The organism is Nocardia sp. NPDC003482, from assembly GCF_053588115.1.
Genome location: NZ_JBSFPI010000033.1, coordinates 14,639 through 32,977, shown reverse-complemented (window position 1 = coordinate 32,977; position 18,339 = coordinate 14,639). Strand labels below are relative to the sequence as shown.

General features: G+C 69.9%; 19 protein-coding genes. 7 read left to right on the top strand and 12 right to left on the bottom strand.

What is annotated here, in order from left to right; all coding sequences use genetic code 11:
- Positions 1-100 precede the first annotated feature (100 nt).
- Both ACWDSJ_RS34445 and ACWDSJ_RS34440 read right to left on the bottom strand, forming a co-directional pair.
- Complete coding sequence (locus ACWDSJ_RS34445; RefSeq protein WP_450036964.1) at positions 101-703, bottom strand: TetR/AcrR family transcriptional regulator; 603 nt, start codon at positions 701-703, stop codon at positions 101-103.
- Positions 690-1,556 carry an alpha/beta fold hydrolase gene (locus tag ACWDSJ_RS34440; RefSeq protein ID WP_450036962.1) on the bottom strand — a complete coding sequence of 289 codons (867 nt, stop codon included), beginning with the start codon at positions 1,554-1,556 and terminating at the stop codon, positions 690-692. Before ACWDSJ_RS34440 ends, ACWDSJ_RS34445 begins: the two co-directional genes overlap by 14 nt.
- 168 nt (positions 1,557-1,724) lie before the next feature.
- On the opposite strand from ACWDSJ_RS34440, the gene purM reads away from it, so the two are divergent.
- Positions 1,725-2,816 (top strand): phosphoribosylformylglycinamidine cyclo-ligase, encoded by a 1,092-nt coding sequence (gene purM, locus ACWDSJ_RS34435; RefSeq protein ID WP_387367647.1) that lies wholly within the window; start codon positions 1,725-1,727, stop codon positions 2,814-2,816.
- A gap of 235 nt (positions 2,817-3,051) precedes the next feature.
- On the opposite strand, the gene ACWDSJ_RS34430 is transcribed toward purM, so the two are convergent.
- The 4 genes from ACWDSJ_RS34430 to ygfZ all read right to left on the bottom strand — a co-directional run bounded on the left by ACWDSJ_RS34430 (position 3,052) and on the right by ygfZ (position 6,299).
- The gene (locus tag ACWDSJ_RS34430; protein WP_387367650.1) at positions 3,052-3,264 is read right to left on the bottom strand and encodes a DUF3073 domain-containing protein; all 213 of its coding nucleotides are present in this window, start codon (positions 3,262-3,264) and stop codon (positions 3,052-3,054) included.
- A gap of 175 nt (positions 3,265-3,439) precedes the next feature.
- A complete protein-coding gene (locus ACWDSJ_RS34425; protein ID WP_450036989.1) occupies positions 3,440-4,402 on the bottom strand; it encodes an asparaginase in 963 nt (320 codons plus the stop codon).
- A 107-nt stretch (positions 4,403-4,509) separates the two neighbouring features.
- Positions 4,510-5,187, bottom strand: coding sequence for an MOSC domain-containing protein (locus ACWDSJ_RS34420; protein WP_450036960.1), 678 nt, complete (start codon positions 5,185-5,187; stop codon positions 4,510-4,512).
- Positions 5,184-6,299 (bottom strand): CAF17-like 4Fe-4S cluster assembly/insertion protein YgfZ, encoded by a 1,116-nt coding sequence (ygfZ, locus tag ACWDSJ_RS34415; RefSeq protein ID WP_450036958.1) that lies wholly within the window; start codon positions 6,297-6,299, stop codon positions 5,184-5,186. The genes ACWDSJ_RS34420 and ygfZ overlap by 4 nt, the downstream gene beginning before the upstream one ends.
- 203 nt (positions 6,300-6,502) lie before the next feature.
- Between ygfZ and ACWDSJ_RS34410 the strand changes: the two genes are divergently transcribed.
- From ACWDSJ_RS34410 to ACWDSJ_RS34385, 6 genes are all read left to right on the top strand, one after another.
- The gene (locus tag ACWDSJ_RS34410; protein WP_387367662.1) at positions 6,503-7,384 is read left to right on the top strand and encodes an aminodeoxychorismate lyase; all 882 of its coding nucleotides are present in this window, start codon (positions 6,503-6,505) and stop codon (positions 7,382-7,384) included.
- Positions 7,385-7,493: 109 nt separating this feature from the next.
- Positions 7,494-8,942 (top strand): cytochrome ubiquinol oxidase subunit I, encoded by a 1,449-nt coding sequence (locus ACWDSJ_RS34405; RefSeq protein WP_387367665.1) that lies wholly within the window; start codon positions 7,494-7,496, stop codon positions 8,940-8,942.
- A gap of 11 nt (positions 8,943-8,953) precedes the next feature.
- On the top strand, positions 8,954-10,033 hold the full coding sequence (gene cydB / locus ACWDSJ_RS34400; protein ID WP_450036956.1) for a cytochrome d ubiquinol oxidase subunit II: 1,080 nt from the start codon (positions 8,954-8,956) through the stop codon (positions 10,031-10,033).
- Between the two features lie 2 nt (positions 10,034-10,035).
- Positions 10,036-11,709: a thiol reductant ABC exporter subunit CydD gene (gene cydD / locus ACWDSJ_RS34395; protein ID WP_450036954.1), complete on the top strand. Its 1,674-nt coding sequence runs from the start codon at positions 10,036-10,038 to the stop codon at positions 11,707-11,709.
- Positions 11,706-13,292: an ATP-binding cassette domain-containing protein gene (locus ACWDSJ_RS34390; RefSeq protein WP_450036952.1), complete on the top strand. Its 1,587-nt coding sequence runs from the start codon at positions 11,706-11,708 to the stop codon at positions 13,290-13,292. Before cydD ends, ACWDSJ_RS34390 begins: the two co-directional genes overlap by 4 nt.
- A gap of 322 nt (positions 13,293-13,614) precedes the next feature.
- A complete protein-coding gene (locus ACWDSJ_RS34385) occupies positions 13,615-14,196 on the top strand; it encodes a Uma2 family endonuclease (protein ID WP_387367677.1) in 582 nt (193 codons plus the stop codon).
- Positions 14,197-14,199: 3 nt separating this feature from the next.
- On the opposite strand, the gene ACWDSJ_RS34380 is transcribed toward ACWDSJ_RS34385, so the two are convergent.
- The 6 genes from ACWDSJ_RS34380 to ACWDSJ_RS34355 all read right to left on the bottom strand — a co-directional run bounded on the left by ACWDSJ_RS34380 (position 14,200) and on the right by ACWDSJ_RS34355 (position 18,192).
- The gene (locus ACWDSJ_RS34380) at positions 14,200-14,856 is read right to left on the bottom strand and encodes an FABP family protein (protein ID WP_450036951.1); all 657 of its coding nucleotides are present in this window, start codon (positions 14,854-14,856) and stop codon (positions 14,200-14,202) included.
- A gap of 158 nt (positions 14,857-15,014) precedes the next feature.
- Complete coding sequence (locus tag ACWDSJ_RS34375) at positions 15,015-15,320, bottom strand: DUF1416 domain-containing protein (protein WP_387367683.1); 306 nt, start codon at positions 15,318-15,320, stop codon at positions 15,015-15,017.
- 5 nt (positions 15,321-15,325) lie between these two features.
- Positions 15,326-16,159: a sulfurtransferase gene (locus tag ACWDSJ_RS34370; protein WP_387367686.1), complete on the bottom strand. Its 834-nt coding sequence runs from the start codon at positions 16,157-16,159 to the stop codon at positions 15,326-15,328.
- 30 nt (positions 16,160-16,189) lie between these two features.
- A complete protein-coding gene (locus tag ACWDSJ_RS34365; RefSeq protein WP_450036949.1) occupies positions 16,190-16,678 on the bottom strand; it encodes a DUF4395 domain-containing protein in 489 nt (162 codons plus the stop codon).
- A 264-nt stretch (positions 16,679-16,942) separates the two neighbouring features.
- A complete protein-coding gene (locus ACWDSJ_RS34360; RefSeq protein ID WP_387367692.1) occupies positions 16,943-17,395 on the bottom strand; it encodes a thioredoxin family protein in 453 nt (150 codons plus the stop codon).
- Positions 17,392-18,192 (bottom strand): LmeA family phospholipid-binding protein, encoded by an 801-nt coding sequence (locus tag ACWDSJ_RS34355; RefSeq protein ID WP_450036948.1) that lies wholly within the window; start codon positions 18,190-18,192, stop codon positions 17,392-17,394. Before ACWDSJ_RS34355 ends, ACWDSJ_RS34360 begins: the two co-directional genes overlap by 4 nt.
- Positions 18,193-18,339 lie beyond the last annotated feature (147 nt).

Sequence of the window (18,339 nt, the reverse complement as noted above, 5' to 3'; positions counted from 1 at the left end):
GAACGAACTTCCCGGTGTGCCCGGCACGACCGGTCCCGGGGAACACCCGGTCCGACGGCCGGTGCCGGACGCCGTCGACCGGGTGTTCGCCGTATCCGGGTCAGCTCCGCAGCACGCCGCTCAGCAGCAGCAACACCGATTGCTCGGTCTGGAGCGCGGCGGTCTCGGGATCCTCGGCGTGGGCGATGATCATGCCCGCCTCGGTGACCGCGCTGAGAATGAGCTGCGCCAGCACCCGGACCGGGGCGTGCGCGATCAGGCCCGCCCGGTCGGCCTCCTCGAGCATTCCGGTGATCAGGCCGAGGCCGTGGCGGCTCTCGAGTTCGCGCCAGCCCTGCCAGCCGAGCACGGCCGGGCCGTCGGACAGGGCGATGCGCAGCGTCTCCGGGCGGCGGCACAGGGTCAGGAAGGCGCGCAGCCCCGCGGCCATCGCGGCCCGCAGATCGGCCGGATCGGGCAATTCGGCCACCGCCCTGGTGATCTCGGCGGTGTTGTCGGCCTCGAGCTGTTCGAGCACGGCCACGAACAGGCCGCGTTTGTCGCCGTAGTGATGTTGCAGCGCGCCCCGGGTGACCCCGGCCGCGGCGACGATCTCCGCGGCCGACACCCCGGCGTACCCGCGTTCGGCGAACAACCGGCGACCGGCCTGCTCGAGGGCGGCGCGGGTGGCGCGGGAACGGTCCTCCTGACTACGTCGCGGCATGCAGCCGAGTGAACTCCACGATCAACTCGGTGAGCAACTCCGGCTGGTCCTCGGCGATGAAGGTGTAGGAATCATCGATCAACCGCAGTTCGGCGCGGGGCAGATCGGCGGCCAGCCGTTCGGCGAACGAGACCTTGAACGCCTTGTCCTCGCGCGCCCACGCCAGCAGCACCGGCAGGTCCAGGGTGGGGAATTGCTCGGCGGCGGCGAGGGTGTAGCGCTTGTGGATCCCGCGCAGGAACCGGCGCAGATCCGCGCGGATCGCGGCGGACTCGCGGCTGGGCCGCAGATAGGAGTCGACGATCTCCGGGGCGACGGGACGCTTTGCCACCAGGCCGAATCCGAGCGGCGAGCGTTGCAGCGCCCGCAGCCGCATCGCGACGGTGGCGAGGGTGACCACGCCCGGCACGGCCGCGAGCAGCGGCAGCGGCTTGAACGGCATGGGCAGGAACTCGTCGTAGGCGTCGCAATTGGTGAGCACCACGCGGCCGACGCGAGTTCGGTTGCGGGTCAGCATGATCTGCGTGATCGCGCCGCCGGTGTCGTTGGCGACGAGGGTGACCTCGCGCAGATCGAGCCGCTCCAGGAACGCGGCGAGCAGATCCGCGGCCCCGGTCGGGGTGAGATCGGCGTCCGGCACCGGGATCGAATGCGAGCCGAACGGCAGATCCGGGGCGAGACAGCGATGGCCCGCCGCGGCCACGCCGGGCACCACCTTGCGCCACAGATCGGCGTTGACCAGCAGGCCGTGCACGAAGACGACCGGTGCGCCGGAACCGGTCTCGTGATAGTTGACGCGGCCGCCGGGCAGCTCCACCTGGTGGGCCGGGCCGAGTTCGGGGCTGATTCCCATGACTGCCTCCGGGAATTGGGGGGTGGGGACGGGCTCAGACTCACATACATTCCGAATGTATGTCAACCGTTTTCGTTCGCCGGGCTGGACAGGTGCAGTCTCGTTATCCGTCTCCGGTAGCGTGATCAGGCATCTATCCGCCGATTCGGTTTGGAGCTTTCCCCGAAAATGACTGAGCAGACCCCGAGTGTGGACAGCCCGGTTGGTGGCGCCTCGTACGCCGCGGCCGGCGTGGATATCGAGGCCGGCGACCGCGCGGTCGAGCTGTTCGCGCCCCTGGCGCGCAAGGCCACCCGGCCCGAGGTGCAGGGCGGACTCGGCGGATTCGCCGGACTGTTCGCGCTCAAGGGTGGCTATCGCGAACCGCTGCTGGCCGCCTCGACCGACGGGGTCGGCACCAAGATCGCGGTCGCGCAGGCGATGGACAAGCACGACACGGTCGGCCTGGATCTGGTCGCCATGGTCGTCGACGATCTCGTGGTCTGCGGCGCGGAACCGCTGTTCCTCCAGGACTACATCGCGGTCGGCAAGGTCGTGCCCGAGCGCGTCGCGCAGATCGTGGCCGGAATCGCCGAGGGCTGTGTGCAGGCGGGGTGCGCGCTGCTCGGCGGCGAGACGGCCGAACATCCGGGGCTGATGGGCGCCGACGACTACGACATCTCCGCGACCGGGGTGGGCGTGGTCGAGGCCGACGCCGTGCTCGGACCCGATCGGGTGCGGCCGGGCGACGTGGTGATCGCCATGGGTTCGTCCGGGCTGCACTCCAACGGTTACAGCCTGGCCCGCAGGGTGTTGCTGGAGATCGATCGGATGTCGCTCGCCGGGCACGTCGAGGAGTTCGGCCGCACGCTCGGCGAGGAACTGCTCGAACCCACCCGGATCTACGCCAAGGACTGCCTGGCCCTGGTCGCGGAGACCGATGTGCGGACCTTCGCCCATGTCACCGGCGGCGGGCTGGCCGCCAACCTGGCCCGGGTGCTGCCCGCCGGGCTGGTCGCCGAACTGGATCGCGGCACCTGGAATCCCGCGCCGGTGTTCAAGATGATCGCGCAGCGCGGCCGGGTGGACCGGGCCGAGATGGAGAAGACCTTCAACATGGGCGTCGGCATGGTGGCCGTGGTCGCGCCGGAGGATTCCGATCGCGCCCTCGCGGTGCTGACCGCGCGGCACATCGAATGCTGGACCCTCGGCACGGTGAAGAAGTCGCGGGACGCCGACGGGGAGCGCGTGTCGCTGGTGGGCGAGCACCCCCGGTTCTGAGCCGGACCCTCGGTTTTCGCGGTTCCCGGGAGCGGGAGCCGCGAAAACCGTTCGGGCACACGGTGATACGACGCTCGTCGAGGCGGCGGCCGGTATGCGCAGCAGACGCCGGAACGGATGCGGGCGAACCTTCAGCTATGCGGATCGGGACTCGCGGAGGCGAGGGCGCCGGATTCACATCGACGTGCGAAGGGGGAGGCCATCTCAGGCCTCCCCCTTCGCATATCGATCCGGGTCAGCGGCGCCAATCGTCGTCGTAGTCGTCTTCCTCCCAGCGCGACTGCGCGTCGTCCGCGTCGTGCTCGTCGGAAAGCACTCCACCGCGCTGCTTGTCGCGGGAGTGTCCCGAGAGCTCGCGCTGAAGGCTCGCGAAGTCGGTCGTCGGCGAGCTGTACTTGAGCTCGCGGGCGACCTTGGTCTGCTTTGCCTTAGCCCGGCCACGGCCCATGGCTGACCCCCTCGCGTCACTGCGGGGCGGCCTGGGGTGGTTTGGCGGCCCCGTTCGAATTAATACTCTTCCTGACAGACACTTTAGCGTGTGTCCGGCGGTCGCGCTTCCAGGAGTGGGGGATGACTCGGGAACTGGCCGAGTTTGCCCGGTTGTCGCCTCTGCCGCGCGAGCCTCAGAATACGCCGGGAATCGCCCGAATCACACCCACCCTGGCACCGCCGCCGAGCACGGGCGGGGCCGCCAAATCCGCGTGCGCGGCGGTCCATTCGACGCCCATCCGCTGGAGAATCGCCTGCGTCAAGGGCATCCGCGCGCGGTCGTGCCCGTCGTCGATCTTGTAGGCGAAGGCCCGGCCGTCCGGCAGCGCGCCCGCGTGCACCCCGTCGGCGCCGATCTTGCACACCAGTCCGGGAGTGGCGGTCATGGTCAGCAGATCGGGTCCGTCCGTGCCGGAAATCACTCGCGGATGCGCGCGGATGGCGTCGGCGACCCGGCGTTGCGGAGATTCGGGAGCGGCGGTGGCGAATCCGGCGTACGCGCGGGCCAGATTCACCAGCGACACCGGCACGATCGGCAGGCCGCAGCCGTCGATGCCCAGATCGGTCTCCGGTTCGCCGGTGAGTTCGACGATGGTGGCGGTCACCGCGCGTTGCAGCGGGTGGGCCGGGTCCAGGTAACCCTGCCGGGGCCAGCCGTTGATCGCGCAGGTGGCGAGCATGGCGGCGTGTTTGCCCGAGCAGTTCATATAGATCCGGCGGGCCGCGGCGGCGCGGTCGGATCCGGCCAGCGCGGCCGCCCGGGCCACCTCGTCGGAGGGCAGGTCGGGCGGGCACTCGAGCTGATCCTCGGTGTGGCCGAAGCGGTCGAGCAGCCGCCGCACCAGGCGCACATGGTCGGGTTCGCCGAAGTGCGAGGCGGTGGCGATGGCCAGCTCGGCGTCGTCGACGGGCCGAAAACCGTTGCGTAGCAAGGCGATCGCCTGCATCGGCTTATTGGTCGAACGCGGGAAGATGGGCGAGTGCACCGCGCCGAGCGTGAGCGTGGGCTCGCCGTCGGCCCCCAGGATCACCACCGACCCGCGGTGCACGCACTCGCGGAAGCCGGAGCGCACGACCTCCACGAGGTCCACGCTCATCCGCCCGTCCGCCCCACCGAGGTTGGGATCCGTTCCGGCCGTGGCCGGTGGTACGGGGCCGGGCGTATGTCGGTCCGTTCCCGCGGCGGCCGGTCGTACGGGGTCGGTCATGCGTCGGTCCGTTCCGGCCGGCGGCGGGCGTGGCGGGCGATCTGCATGCGGATGTCGTCGGAGATGGTGGGCTCGGCGGTCAGGAGCAGGCGCAGGCGGTCGGGGTCGGCGCCGGTGAAGACGTCGCGGACGGTGACGCCGTGGTCGGGGAGGTGCTCGACGCGGACCTCGTCGCCCGCGCCGATGCTGCCCTCGGTCAGGACGCGCAGGTAGGCGCCGGTGTCGGCGCGCAGGGTGAATCGTTTGACCCAGTGGGTCTCGCCGCTGACGTGGCCGAAGGTCGCGCAGGGCACGCGCGGGGCGCTCACCTCTAGCAGGGCGTCGCCGATCGACCAGCGCTCGCCGACCACCGCGTCGCTCACCGGCAGACCGCTGACGCGCAGGTTCTCGCCGAACCAGCCGTGGGCCAGGTCCCGATTCAGTTCCGCGCCCCAGCGCCGCGCGTCCTCGTCGGCGTACGCGTAGACGGCCTGATGAATTCCGCCGTGGTCCTTGGTGTTACAGACGTGATCGCCCGCGAGGCCGAGCGCGTGCGCGCGAATCCGCCCGGGCACCGGACGCTTATCGATCGCGGTGCGGCCGACCCGGCTGACCTTGGCGGGCAGCTCCCGTTCGGCGTGCACGACGCACACCGCGAGCACGCGACCGGTCTGCCCCACCGCGCGGTCGCTCATCGGCCGCGCAGCCGGTCGACGGCGACGCGGCCCGGCTGGGGCTCGTCGTCGGCGGGGACGGAATCGGGATCGATGGAGGCCGCCATCGGCCCGGCGGTGAGCCGGGTGTCCACCGGGACGGATCGCTTCACGAGGGCCAGCGCGATCGGCCCCCACTCGAAGTGGTCGACGATCGTGCCGAGGCGGCCCACCGCGCGGCCGTCCGCGGTGACCGGATCGCCGGGGGCGGGCCGGGCGTCGGCCGAACCGTCGAGATGCAGCAGCACCAGGCGACGCGGCGGTTTGCCGAGGTTGTGCACCCGGGCGACGGTCTCCTGACCGCGGTAGCAGCCCTTGTTCAGGTGCACCGCACCGTATTCGGTGACGTCGCCGATCCAGTTGGCCTCGTGCGGAATGGTCCGGTCGTCGGTGTCGACCCCTATCCGCGGGCGCAGCGCCGCCACCCGCAGCGCCTCGTAGGCCCACATGCCCGCGGGTTCGGCGCCCGCGTCGGTGAGCCGGGACCACCAGGTGGGCAGTTCCGCGCGCGGGATCACCAGGTCGAGGGATTCGCTTGTGGGCCAAGGCATCCGGCGCGCGAAGCCGCCGGTGGGCAGGCGCGTCGCGGCGTAGGTCTCGGGCAGTTCGGCGATGCCGAGCGCGGCGAGCAGCGAATCCACCTCGGGGCCCAGCAGACTCAGCACGGCGTACTCGGGTCGCGCCTCGGGATTCGCGTCGGCCCAGAAGACCATCTTGCGCAGATAGTCCAGCAGGTCCGGACCGCGTTCGCCCTCGGTGTCGAACCACAGCGTGTCGTCCAGATCGGTGAGCACGAAGTGGTGCAGCACCCGGCCGTTGAGGTCCAGATCCAGATTCTCCGCCGAGCGGCCGTCGGCCAGATCGGCGATGTGCTGGCTGGAGATGGTGTGCAGCCAGGTCAGGCGCTCGCGGCCGGTGATGGAACCGACGAATCGGTGCGAACGATCGACCACCGCCACGCGCTGCGCGGCGGCCCGCTGTTCGGCGAAGGGGTCGCCGTAGTGCCACGCGACGGCGGCGTCCGGGGTGTCGGGCGGACCCGCGACGGCCCCCGGCACGATCAGTAACGGGCTGGGCGGAAGAACCACGGACACGTCTCAACAATAGGTGCTGGGTCGGGTCGCGCGCCCGAGGTGGTCGATCGCGCGCGCTGCTGTGTGATTGCTTCATGCGCGAACAACCGACCAGATGTGATGGGTATCACGCATAATTGCGTTTTTCCTTCGGCTCCCGATCCCCGAATTCGGCCGGTTCGGTCGCCCCTCACGAGCGGGCCCGTTCGCCTAGGCTTCCTCGCATGGTGGATCGAGTTCTGGTGACCCTCGACGGTGTGGTCCGAAATCCCGACGAGCCGTCGATTCATGCGGACGACATCGGCGTGCTGCGGGGCGACGGTGTGTTCGAAACAGTGCTGGTGCGGGACGGTAAGGCGAACGCGCTCGAATTGCATCTGGCCCGGCTGCGCCGATCGGCCGAGGCATTGGATTTACCCGAACCCGATCTCGGCCGGTGGCGCGGCGCGGTGGAGGCCGCGGTCAAGGAATGGGGCAGCGACCGGGAGGGAATGCTGCGCCTGGTCCTGACCCGGGGCCGCGACGGCGTCGCCGGGCCCGGCGGCACCTCGTTCGCGCTCGTGGCGGCCGTGCCGGAACGTGTGAATCGGGCTCGCGCCGAAGGCGTTTCGGTGATCACGCTGACGCGGGGCATCTCGGTCGATCTCGCCCAGAACGCGCCCTGGTTGCTGTTCGGCGCGAAAACGTTGTCCTATGCCACGAATATGGCGGCCCTGCGTTTCGCCGAACGCATGGACGCCGACGACGTCATTTTCACCACCACCGAACATCGCGTCCTGGAGGGGCCGCGATCGACCGTGGTGATCCAGCGCGACAAAGAACTGCTCACCCCGCCCGCCCGCAGCGGAGTGCTGCCCGGCATCACCCAGCGCGCGCTGTTCGCCGAGGCGGAGAAGGCGGGGTGGAAGTGCCGCTACGAATCGTTCTTCACCGCCGATCTCATTACCGCCGAAAGCGTCTGGCTGCTGGGCAGTGTCACCCTCGCCGCCCGCGTCGCGTCGCTCGACGGATTGCGGATGTCGCCGCCGGACTGTGCCGAGGAGATCGTCGAACTCGTCGACCGCGGCGTCGCCCGGGAGTGGAAACTCGGCGACTGGACGCCGTAGCAAACCGGTGGCGAAACCCCCCGGAGTGTCGTGACCCAAGACTCGTTGTGCGTGGTTCCATCCGGCGTAGCCTTTACTACGACAGGTCGTAGTACGGCAGGAGGGCCGGATGAACGTCGTCGACGTCTCGCGTTGGCAGTTCGGGATCACCACCGTTTATCACTTCATCTTCGTGCCGCTCACCATCGGCCTCGCGCCGCTGGTCGCCGCGATGCAGACCGCCTGGGTGATCACCGGCCGGGAGCGTTGGTACCGGCTGACGAAGTTCTTCGGGAAGCTGTTCCTGATCAACTTCGCCCTCGGCGTGGTCACCGGCATCGTGCAGGAATTCCAGTTCGGGATGAACTGGAGCGAGTACTCCCGCTTCGTCGGCGACGTGTTCGGCGCGCCGCTGGCGATGGAGGGGCTGGTGGCGTTCTTCCTGGAGTCGACGTTCCTCGGCCTGTGGATCTTCGGCTGGACGCGGCTGCCGAAACTCGTTCACCTGGCGACGATCTGGTTGGTGGCCATCGGGGTGAACGCCTCGGCGTACTTCATCATCGCGGCCAACTCGTTCATGCAGCATCCGGTCGGCGCGCACTTCAATCCCGAGACCGGTCGCGCGGAGCTGCACAGCATCTGGCAACTGCTCACCAACAACACCGCGCTGGCGGCCTTCCCGCACGTGGTGGCGGGCTCCTTCCTCACCGCGGGCACCTTCGTCGCCGGTATCGGCGGCTGGTGGATGGTCCGCCACGTCCGGCGCGGGGATGTCGGTGCGGCGCGGGAGATCTGGCGGCCCGCCGCCCGGATGGGCATGTGGGTGATCCTGCTGGCCGGGGTCGCGCTGGTCTACACCGGCGATGTGCAGGGCAAGCTGATGTTCAAACAGCAGCCGATGAAGATGGCCTCGGCGGAATCGTTGTGCCACAGCCAGACCGACCCCGACTTCTCGGTGCTGACCGTCGGCACGCACAACAACTGCGACAGCGTGAGCCACGTGCTCGAGGTGCCGGGCGTGCTGTCGTGGCTGGCGGAGGGCAGGTTCAGCGATGTGCGACTGGAGGGCGTCAAGGACCTTCAGGTCGCCTACAACGAGAAGTACGGGCCCGGTGACTACCGGCCCAATCTGTTCGTCACCTACTGGACCTTCCGGGCCATGATCGGCTGGGCGGCCGGATCTGCGGCCATCGCGCTGCTCGGCTTCTGGGTGACCCGGCGCGGCCGGGTGCCGGGGGCGCGGTGGTTCGCGTGGCTGAGCCTGCTCGCCATACCGACGCCGTTCCTGGGCAACAGCGCGGGCTGGGTGTTCACCGAGATGGGCCGCCAGCCGTGGGTGGTCGCGCCCAACCCGACCGGTGACCTCGACATCCGAATGACGGTGCAGCAGGGTGTATCCGGGAACGCCGCGGGGACCGTGCTGTTCTCGCTGATCGTGTTCACGCTGCTGTACGGGGCGCTGGCGGTGGTGTGGTTCTACCTGATGCGCCGGTATGTGGTCGCGGGGCCGGAGGAGACGCCGCCCGAGGAGACCGAGGCGGCCGAGGCCGCCGTCGAGAAACTGTCCTTCGCGTACTGAGGAGTGCGGTGATGAGTCTGCCGGAATTCTGGTTCCTGTTGATCGGGGTGCTGTTCACCGGGTACTTCCTGTTGGAGGGCTTCGACTTCGGGGTCGGCATGCTGATGCCGGTGATCGGGCGCGGCGACGAGAACCGGAAACGGGCCGTGCTCAACACGATCGGGCCGGTGTGGGACGGCAACGAGGTGTGGCTGATCGTGGGCGGCGGCGCGATGTTCGCGGCGTTCCCCGAGTGGTACGCGAGCCTGTTCTCCGGGTTCTACCTGGCGCTGCTGCTGATCCTGGTGGCGCTGATCGTGCGAGCGGTCGCCATCGAGTACCGCGGCAAGATCAACGATCCGCGCTGGCGGTCGTGGTGCGACGCGGCGATCGTCTTCGGCTCCTACGTGCCCGCGATCGCGTGGGGGCTCGCCTTCGCCAACATCGTGCACGGGGTGAAGCTGAACGCGCACAAGCGGATCGAGGGGAACCTGTTCGACCTGTTCGGACCCTACGCGCTGCTGGGAGCGGCGGCGACCGGACTGCTGTTCGCGCTGCACGGGGCGGTGTTCATCGGCCTGAAGACCGGCGGCGAGGCGCGCGCGCGGGCCGATCGGATCGCCCGGACGCTGCTGGTTCCGGTGGTGGTCGTGGTGGGCGCGTTCGGCCTGTGGACCCAGCTCGCCTACGGCAAGGGCTGGACGTGGATCCTGGTGGGGCTGGCCGTGTTCGGGCTGGTGCTGGCCGGGGCCGCGGTCCTGCGCGGCCGGGACGGATGGGCGTTCGCGGGGACCGCGCTGACCGTGGTGGCGGCGGTCGCGCTGCTGTTCGGCGCGCTGTTCCCGCACGTGCTGCCCTCGACCATCGATGCCGCCTACGGGCTGACCGTGGACGGGCGCGCGATCGACGGGCACGCCACGGTGAGCGCGTCCTCGACGCACTACACGCTGGTCGTGATGAGCTGGGTGGCCGTGGTGCTGACTCCGGTCGTCGTGCTCTACCAGGGCTGGACGTACTGGGTGTTCCGCAAGCGCATCACCGCCGAGCAGATCCCCGCGCCGACCGGGCTGCCGTTCCGCGCGGCCCCCGCCCCGGAGCCGGTGCGGGACTGATCATGGCTCGCCCGATCGACCCCCGGCTGTGGCGGTACGCCCGCTCGGCGCGCCGGTATCTCCTTGTGAGCGTGGCGCTTTCGCTGGTGATCACGGTGTGCGTCGTGGTGGCTGCGCTGGCGCTGGCGTCGGTGCTGGCCGGGGTGATCACCGATCCCGGGCGGCGGAGCCTGGGTGCGTGGTCCGGGACCGTGGCGGTGTTCGCGCTGGCGGTGGCGGCTCGGGTGGCGGCCACCTGGTGGCAGTCCCGGCTCGCGCACCGCGCGGGCGCGCGAGTGGTGGCCGAGCTGGAGGGCGCGGTGCTGGCGGCGGGGGCGGAACTGCCGCCGCGCGAACTCGATTCGCGGCGGGGCGAATTGGCGGTGGTGGTCGGGAACGGGCTGAGCGGGCTGCGGGCCTATCTCACCGGGTATCTGCCCGCGCTGTTGCTGGCGGTGCTGGTGCCGCCGATCGTATTGGCGGTCATCGCGTTCCACGATCTGACGGCCGCGGTGATCATTCTGATCACGCTGCCGCTGATCCCGTTGTTCATGGTGTTGATCGGGCTCATGACGCAGGGGCGGGCGGCGGCGACGCTGAGCGCCGCCACGCGGCTGTCGGAACAGCTGCTGGATCTGTTCGCGGGGATGCCGACGCTGCGGGCGCTGGGCCGGGAGACCGGGGGCGACGGCGGGCCGACCATGGTGACGCGGGTGCGCGCGCTGGGAGAGGCGTTGCAGCGGCGGACGATGGCGGCGCTGCGGGTGGCGTTCCTGTCGTCCATGGTGCTGGAGCTGCTGGCGACATTGTGCGTCGCGCTGGTGGCGGTATCGATCGGGATGCGACTGGTGTTCGGGCACATGGGGTTGTACGCCGGGCTGGTCGGGCTGATCCTGGCGCCGGAGGTGTATCTGCCGTTGCGGGCGGTGGGGGAGCGGTTCCACGCGGCGCAGGACGGGGTGGCGGCGGGGGAGCGGGCGTTCGCGGTGCTGGAAGACGATGCGGGGGAAGGGTTTTCGGCGGGATCTCGGGATCTGCCGGAGTTCCTGGGGCACATCGAGATTCGCGATCTGGCGGTCGAGTCCCGCGACGGGTTCGCGCCCGAGGGACTGTCCGCGGTCCTGCGGCCCGGTGCGGTGACCGTACTCACCGGGCCCAATGGCAGCGGCAAATCGACCGCGCTGCAAGCGATTCTGGGGTTGTTGACGCCGGACCGGGGAAGCGTGCTCGTGGACGGCGTGCCGGTGCGGGAGCTGGAGCCCGATCGGTGGTGGGGGCGGCTGGCGTGGCTGCCGCAACGGCCCGTGCTGATGCCGGGGACGCTGCGGGAGAACCTCGAACTCTACGGGGCTCGGGTCGACGAACTCGGCGACGCCTGCGCCGCAACGGGTTTCGATCGCGTGTTGCGGGACCTGCCGGACGGATGGGACACCCCCGTCGGCACCGGCGGTCTGGGCCTGTCGCTGGGGCAACGGCAGCGCCTGGCCCTCACCCGCGTGCTGGCCGCCGATCGGCCGGTGCTGTTGCTGGACGAGCCCACCGCGCATCTCGACGCCGACACCGAGGCCACCGTGCTGGCGGCGCTCACCGCACGGGCACGGGCGGGTGCGACCGTCGTCGTGGTGGCGCACCGGCCGTCGATTCTCGCCATCGCCGATCACACGGTGCCAGTTCACGCGGGGGTGGTGGCGCGATGAGTCTTCGGCGGATGTGGCGGCTGTTGGAGTTGTCGCCGGGGCGGGTGGTCGTCTCGGTGCTGTGGGGTGTGCTGGCGCTGGGCAGTGGGCTGGGGTTGGCGGCGTTGGCGGCCTGGTTGATCGCGCGGGCGTGGGAGATGCCGCCCGTGCTGGATCTGAGTGTGGCCGTGGTGGCCGTTCGGGCCCTGGGCATTTCGCGGGGGGTGTTCCGGTACGTGGAGCGGCTCGCCACCCACGATGTGGCCCTGCGGGCGATGACGACCGCGCGGGCCGCGGTGTACGGGACGCTCGCCCGCGCCGACGTGTGGCGCGGGCGGGCCCGGGACGCGGAGGATCCGACGCGGCTGCGGCGGGGGGAGCTGCTGACCCGAACCGGCGCCGATATCGACGATCTCGGGGCCGTCGTGGTGCGGGCGCTGGTGCCGATCGCGGTGGCCGGTGTGGTGTCGGCGGGCGCGGTGGGGCTGCTGGCGACCATCTCCCCGGCGGCGGCGCTCGTGCTCGCGGCCGCGCTGGCCGTGGCGGGGATCTTCGCGCCGTGGCTGTCGGCGCGGGCCGCGGGGGAGGCCGAGGAGGCGGTGCGGGCGGATCGGGGAGAGTTCACCGCGGCGGCGGTCGCCGTGCTCGATCACGCGGCCGAATTGCGGGTCGCCGGACGGCTTTCCGAGGCGATGGACCGCGCGCGGGCGGCCGGGCGGCGGGCGGTCGCGGCGGAGGACCGGGCCGCCTCGCACAGCGCCTGGGCCGCCGCCGCGACGCCGCTGTCGATCGGGGTCAGCGTGCTGGGCGCGCTGCTCATAGGAATCCTGTTGTACGGCAACGGTTCCGCCCCGCCCGCGCTCACGCCGATGGCGCTGACCGTGCTGGTGCTGCTGCCGTTGTCGGCCTTCGAGGCGGTGGCCGCGCTGCCCGCCGCCGCGCAGGCGCTCACCAAAGGCCGTGCGGCACTTGCCCGGATCGAGGCGCTGGAACGGCACGCCGAATCGCCCGAACCCCCGCCGCGCGCGCTGCCAGCACTGCCCGGCGGTCGGCGGATCGCGGTCGTCGGCCCGAGCGGGGCGGGTAAGACGACCCTGCTGATGACCTGGGCCGGGCTGTTCGACACCCCCCGCCCCGGCGTCACGTTCTTCGCCGAGGACGCCCACCTGTTCGGCACCACCGTCCTGGAGAACCTGCGCGTCGCACGCCCCGACCTCACCGCCGCCGAGGCCGAAACCGCCCTGCGCGCAGTGGGTCTCGGCGACTGGCTGGACTCGATCCCCGACGGCGTGCACACCGATCTGGTCGGCGGGGCCGCCGCGGTCTCCGGCGGCCAGCGCCGTCGCCTCCTGCTCGCCCGCGCGCTGATCTCGCCCGCCCGCGTGCTGCTGCTCGACGAACCGACCGAACACCTCGAGGACGCCGCTGGCGCCGACCTGCTGCGCGCGCTCCTCGACGAGCACGGCGGCCTGGTCGAGCCGGATCGCACCGTGGTCGTCGTCACCCACCGGCTACCGGCGGATCACCGCGCCGACACGATCGTCACCCTCGACGCCGCCGGCCGCGCCACCGTGCGCGACCGTGTTCCGGCAAACCCCCGCTGACCTGCCTTTTCGCCCTCCGAGAAAATCCGTTGCCGAGCCCCGCCGCTGTGACTAGATTCGTTTGTACACGGGAAAGGAGGTGGTTCGAAGAATGAGTATTTCGAGGACACGTGAGGTGGCTGTCAGCTAGGCGCCACCGCTGCACAACGGATTCCCGTTCGCGCGAGCGCCGAGCGAATCCCAGGCAGCCACCCGACCCCCGAGCCCCCGATGAGTCCGATCGGGATCGCGCGAGATTCCGATCTCCGCGATAAGGCTCGGGGGTCGTTCCATATTCGGGCATGGGCCGCGTCGCGCGGCCGTGTGCCTTAGGCTCGAGGCCATGACGACTCTGGCTGTGCCGCAGTGGTTGATTCCGCCGACGGGTGGGTTCACCGTCGAGCACTTCCTGCGATTGACGGGGTTGCCCAAACGGACCGAGCTGATCGACGGAAGTTTGATCTTCGTTGCGCCACAGACGAAGTGGCACAGCCGGGCGGTGCTGTTGCTCGAGGAGGAACTGGACGGGCAGGCCCCGGAGGAACTGCGGGCCGATTGGGAGATGGCGGTGAAACTCGACGATCGGCAGATGCCCGTGCCCGATGTCGTGGTGGTGACCGCGGAAGCCTATGAGCGCGACGAACCCTCGTCCTACTATCTCGCCGACGATGTGGTCATCGTGGTCGAGGCGGTGTCCCCGGATTCCGAGGATCGCGACCGCGACACCAAACCCGCCAAATACGCCAAGGCCCGGATTCCGCATTACTGGCGGGTAGAACGCGACGGCGCGAACGCGGTGGTGCACACGTTCCAATTGGATCCGAACGCGAATCGCTATACGGGCACGGGCATTTTCCACGATCGGCTGTATCTGACCGATCCGTTCGAGGTGGACATCGAACTGGCCGGGGTCGCGGCCCGCTGAGCGTCAGCCGATGTAGCGTTGCAGGCGGGCCGACAGGCGAGGCTTCAGGGCGCCGTCGGCCTCCACGCGCTCCTCGACGTAGCCGAGGTCACCGCCCTCGATGATGCCGTAGAGGCGCTTCGCCCCGCCCACCACCGCGCCGGACTGGCTGCGGATCACCACGTCGGTGGCCAGCTCCCAGGAGGACTGGGTGAGGGCCTGGCCGTAGAACAGTTCGACGATGCCGGAGCTGTGCGTGAGCAGCAGCTCGATCACCTCGTCGTCGCCGTCGATGCCGACCCGCCAGAAACCCGCCTCGCGCAGATCCGGGCCGCCGTAGGAGCCGTCGGGTTCGATCACCCACGACCGGGATTCCCAGGACAGGTAGTCGCCGCCGTCGTGGGAGACCACGATCTGCTGACCGAAGTGGTAGTCGCCGCGCGCGGCGTCGTTGCCCTCGCCCTCGCCGCGCCACACGCCGACCAGCGGCAGCAGGGCGAGCATGGACGAGCTCAGGTCCGGGCCTTGGCGCAGATTCGCGGTGTCGGTGGGCAGGGGCAGATCGGGCAGCTGCGGAATGTTGCGCGCCCCAGTGGATTTCGCGCGCTCGGCCGCCTCGGCGACCGCCTGGTCGCCGCTGCGATGCGCGTCTGTCGTGTTGTCGCTCGGTTCGTCGCTCACGACTCGGTGAACAGCCGGTAGAGGACGTAGAGCCCGAACCAGGCGATCAGGACGGAGACCAGAACCAGCAGAATCTCGAAGGCAAGGACCACGAATGGAGTCTAACGAAACAGCCCCGGGAACAACGCTCCCGGGGCTGTTTCCTGTGACGTATCGCGCTACTTCGCCACCGTGACGTCGACGGTGTGGATGCCGGCGCCCTCGGGCGTCACCTTCGCCGAGCCGTTGCCGGCCGACGACAGCGCGCGCACGGTCCACTCGCCCGGCGCGGCGAAGAAGCGGAAGTCACCGGTGCCCGAGGCCACGACCTCGGCGGTGAACTCGTCGCTCGAGTCCAGCAGCCGGACGAACGCGCCGCCGACGGGGTTGCCCTCGCCGTCGAGCACGCGACCGGTCAGCACGGTCTCCTTCTCCACGTCCACGTTGGCCGGTAAGGCCTGACCCTGGGTAGGTGCAGAACACATGATGATTACGCTCCCAACTCGATCGGCGCGCCGACGAGGGAGCCGTATTCGGTCCAGCTCCCGTCGTAGTTCTTGACGCTCTGGTGGCCCAGCAGTTCGTGCAGCACGAACCAGGTGTGCGAGGACCGCTCGCCGATGCGGCAGTAGGCGATGGTCTCCTTGCCGTCGTCGAGGCCCGCGTCACCGTAGATCTGCTTCAGCTCCTCGTCGGAGCGGAAGGTGCCGTCCTCGTTCGCGGCCTTGCTCCACGGCACGTTGATCGCGCCGGGGATGTGGCCGGGCCGCTGGCTCTGCTCCTGCGGCAGGTGCGCGGGGGCGAGGATCTTGCCGGAGAACTCGTCGGGCGAGCGGACGTCGACCAGGTTCTTGCTGTTGATCGCGTCGATGACCTCGTCGCGGAACGCGCGGATGGACAGGTCCTGGTCGCCGGCCTTGTAGGTGGTGGCCGGGCGGTTCACCGCGTCCTGCGACAGCGGGCGGCCGTCGAGCTCCCACTTCTTGCGGCCGCCGTCGAGCAGCTTGACGTTCTGGTGGCCGTAGAGCTTGAAGTACCAGTACGCGTACGCGGCGAACCAGTTGTTGTTGCCGCCGTAGAGGACGACGGTGTCGTCGTTGGAGATGCCGCGCGCCGACAGCAGATCCGAGAACTGCTCGCGGTTGACGAAGTCACGCCGCACCGAGTCCTGCAGGTCCTGCTTCCAGTCGAGCTTGACGGCGCCCTCGATGTGACCCGTGTCGTAGGCGGAGGTGTCCTCGTCGACCTCGACGATCACGACGCCGGGGGTGTTGAGGTTCTCTTCGACCCAGTCTGCGGAGACCAGGACATCGGAGCGAGCCATGTTGTTCCTTTCGAGATGTGACTTGCCGGGCTAGGACGGGGAGTCGGTGGGGCGGGGGATCAGCCGCTGGACGAAGGGGTAGAGCTGGCAGCCCAGGCAGATGCCGAAGGCCGCGTTCAGGAACGCCGCGAACAGGGCGAAGGCGGTGAAGATCGTACCGACCAGGCCACTGCCGAACGCGAAGCCCAGGAAGGCGATCGCGGCGAACACGAAGCCGACCAGCTGGGCGAACCGCACGGGCGCGGCCGGTTCGGTCTCCGGCGCCGGGCCGAGGCGCGGCGCGACCACCTTGGCGAACAGCCATCCGTAGGGACTGCGCCGGGGACCGTTCAGCGCGCCGAGCGCGAAGACGACGGTCTGCACGCCGATCAGGACCGCGGCGAGCGGGGTCGAGAACGCGGCGGCGATCAGGACCAGCACGAGCACGCCGGTCGTGATCCAGGCCGCGAAGCGGGGGCCGCGCACGTCGACGTGGCCCTCGGGGATTCGGGATAAGGGGGTAGCGGTGTGCTCCGACATCGGAAAACTCCTGCGCTGCAATCGATTTCGGCTGTCAACGGATCCGGTGGAAGAACGGGATCATCGGACGGTGGAAAAACCGGTCGGCGTCAGAAGGAGGGTGCGAAAGGCCGACCGGCTAGATGCACAGGCAGCAACAACCGCCGAGCCGGCACAGATCGACCGTGCGGCGTCGGGTGAGCATCAGCTCTCGGCGGGTTTGCACGAGAAGCAGTTTACCCGGTTCGGCGCGGGAATTGGACCCGGGGTCCGGAACTCGCGTACCTAAGCGGCTTCGGGCACGGTCAGCGGGCTGAGCGCGCTGCGCAGGTCACCCGCCTTCGGCACCCCGGAGATGCGGAATCGCTCCCGGCCGCGGGCGTCGAAGACGAAGGTCGTCGGCAGCGACAGGACGTTGAGTTCCTTGGCGAGCGCGGGTTCGGCGTCGATGTCGACCTCGACGTCCTGCGGCGGCTGCGGGGTCTGCGACAGATCGGCGACCACCCCGGCCACCACCCGCCGGACCGCCGCGCACGGGCCGCACCACTCGGCGGAGAAGTGCACCACTGCGGGAGCCTCGCCCCGCACGCCGACCGCGGCGAGCAGTTCGGTCCGGGTGTCGTCGGAGGTCTCGATGCGCCGCGACGAGGTGCGCACGCGGCCCTCGCGCAGGCGGTAGGCCAGGCCCACCGCGAGCCCGGCGGCCAGTACCAGCACCAGAATCGTGATCTGCGTCATGATCGGGCAAACCTGTTCATATCGATCGTCATGTCCTCGCCTTCGCCCTCGACGATGATGTCGCCGCCGAGCGCCTGGACCTTGGTGGGATGCACGCCGAACGGCAGATCCCGGGTGTCGATGGTCCTGGTGAAACGGGCCAGCACCGCGGTCTTGTCCAGATCCGGGCTGTTCAGCGCGGCGGTCGTGGTGTCGGCCTCCTCACCACGATAGATATCCGTGGCGACCACGCGCACTTGGTCGCCGTCGAGCAGCAGGTTCACCTTGACGCTGACCCGCGCGGTGCTGCGTGCCTCCGGGCCGAGCGCGATCGTCCCGGTCAGCAGATAGGTATTGCCCTGGGTGGTCATTCCCGTGCCGCCCGAGCCGCCGGTGCCGTCGGATTTGTCGGCGGGCGGTCCGGTCAGCGAGAGGTTGGGGATGTTGAGCAAGCGGCCCAGTTCCAGGGAGTCGATGCGCATCCGCCCGGCCACCCGATCCACCGGCACCGCCCGCAGATTGCCGCCGACCAGGTCGTCGACCGGGATGTGCACGCCGTTGAGGGTGGCCTCGACCAGGATCTCGCCCGGAATCTCGGGATGATTGGCGCGCGCCCGGATCTCGACGTTGCGGTAGTCGCCGCGCCAGCTCTGGACGGTGAACGGGAAACCGTGGATGGTGACCTCGGGGTCGGCGCTCAGATCGCCGCCCGCGCGCAGGGCCCGCGACACCCGGTACTCGGTGTAGGCCGCCGCGGTGAAATCGGCCACCACCGCCAGCGCCAGCACCAGCAGCACCCCGACGATCACCTTGCGCATGGACGACGGCCCTCGATTCCGGGTGAACAACGCATGCACGCACGATATCGGTTGGTACAGAGCGCGGCTCGAGCCCGCGGGGTGCGTCGGTTGCCCGGAATGCGTGGTCGATGGCGTGCACGCGCTAATGTAGGCACGGATTACCTG

What these genes read in the sequence shown, in the direction of transcription:
- ACWDSJ_RS34445 (WP_450036964.1), bottom strand. Translation starts at nt 703, where the DNA reads ATGCCGCGACGTAGTCAGGAGGACCGTTCCCGCGCCACCCGCGCCGCC.
- ACWDSJ_RS34440 (WP_450036962.1), bottom strand. Translation starts at nt 1,556, where the DNA reads ATGGGAATCAGCCCCGAACTCGGCCCGGCCCACCAGGTGGAGCTGCCC.
- purM (WP_387367647.1), top strand. Translation starts at nt 1,725, where the DNA reads ATGACTGAGCAGACCCCGAGTGTGGACAGCCCGGTTGGTGGCGCCTCG.
- ACWDSJ_RS34430 (WP_387367650.1), bottom strand. Translation starts at nt 3,264, where the DNA reads ATGGGCCGTGGCCGGGCTAAGGCAAAGCAGACCAAGGTCGCCCGCGAG.
- ACWDSJ_RS34425 (WP_450036989.1), bottom strand. Translation starts at nt 4,402, where the DNA reads ATGAGCGTGGACCTCGTGGAGGTCGTGCGCTCCGGCTTCCGCGAGTGC.
- ACWDSJ_RS34420 (WP_450036960.1), bottom strand. Translation starts at nt 5,187, where the DNA reads ATGAGCGACCGCGCGGTGGGGCAGACCGGTCGCGTGCTCGCGGTGTGC.
- ACWDSJ_RS34410 (WP_387367662.1), top strand. Translation starts at nt 6,503, where the DNA reads ATGGTGGATCGAGTTCTGGTGACCCTCGACGGTGTGGTCCGAAATCCC.
- ACWDSJ_RS34405 (WP_387367665.1), top strand. Translation starts at nt 7,494, where the DNA reads ATGAACGTCGTCGACGTCTCGCGTTGGCAGTTCGGGATCACCACCGTT.
- cydB (WP_450036956.1), top strand. Translation starts at nt 8,954, where the DNA reads ATGAGTCTGCCGGAATTCTGGTTCCTGTTGATCGGGGTGCTGTTCACC.
- cydD (WP_450036954.1), top strand. Translation starts at nt 10,036, where the DNA reads ATGGCTCGCCCGATCGACCCCCGGCTGTGGCGGTACGCCCGCTCGGCG.
- ACWDSJ_RS34390 (WP_450036952.1), top strand. Translation starts at nt 11,706, where the DNA reads ATGAGTCTTCGGCGGATGTGGCGGCTGTTGGAGTTGTCGCCGGGGCGG.
- ACWDSJ_RS34385 (WP_387367677.1), top strand. Translation starts at nt 13,615, where the DNA reads ATGACGACTCTGGCTGTGCCGCAGTGGTTGATTCCGCCGACGGGTGGG.
- ACWDSJ_RS34375 (WP_387367683.1), bottom strand. Translation starts at nt 15,320, where the DNA reads ATGTGTTCTGCACCTACCCAGGGTCAGGCCTTACCGGCCAACGTGGAC.
- ACWDSJ_RS34370 (WP_387367686.1), bottom strand. Translation starts at nt 16,159, where the DNA reads ATGGCTCGCTCCGATGTCCTGGTCTCCGCAGACTGGGTCGAAGAGAAC.
- ACWDSJ_RS34365 (WP_450036949.1), bottom strand. Translation starts at nt 16,678, where the DNA reads ATGTCGGAGCACACCGCTACCCCCTTATCCCGAATCCCCGAGGGCCAC.
- ACWDSJ_RS34360 (WP_387367692.1), bottom strand. Translation starts at nt 17,395, where the DNA reads ATGACGCAGATCACGATTCTGGTGCTGGTACTGGCCGCCGGGCTCGCG.
- ACWDSJ_RS34355 (WP_450036948.1), bottom strand. Translation starts at nt 18,192, where the DNA reads ATGCGCAAGGTGATCGTCGGGGTGCTGCTGGTGCTGGCGCTGGCGGTG.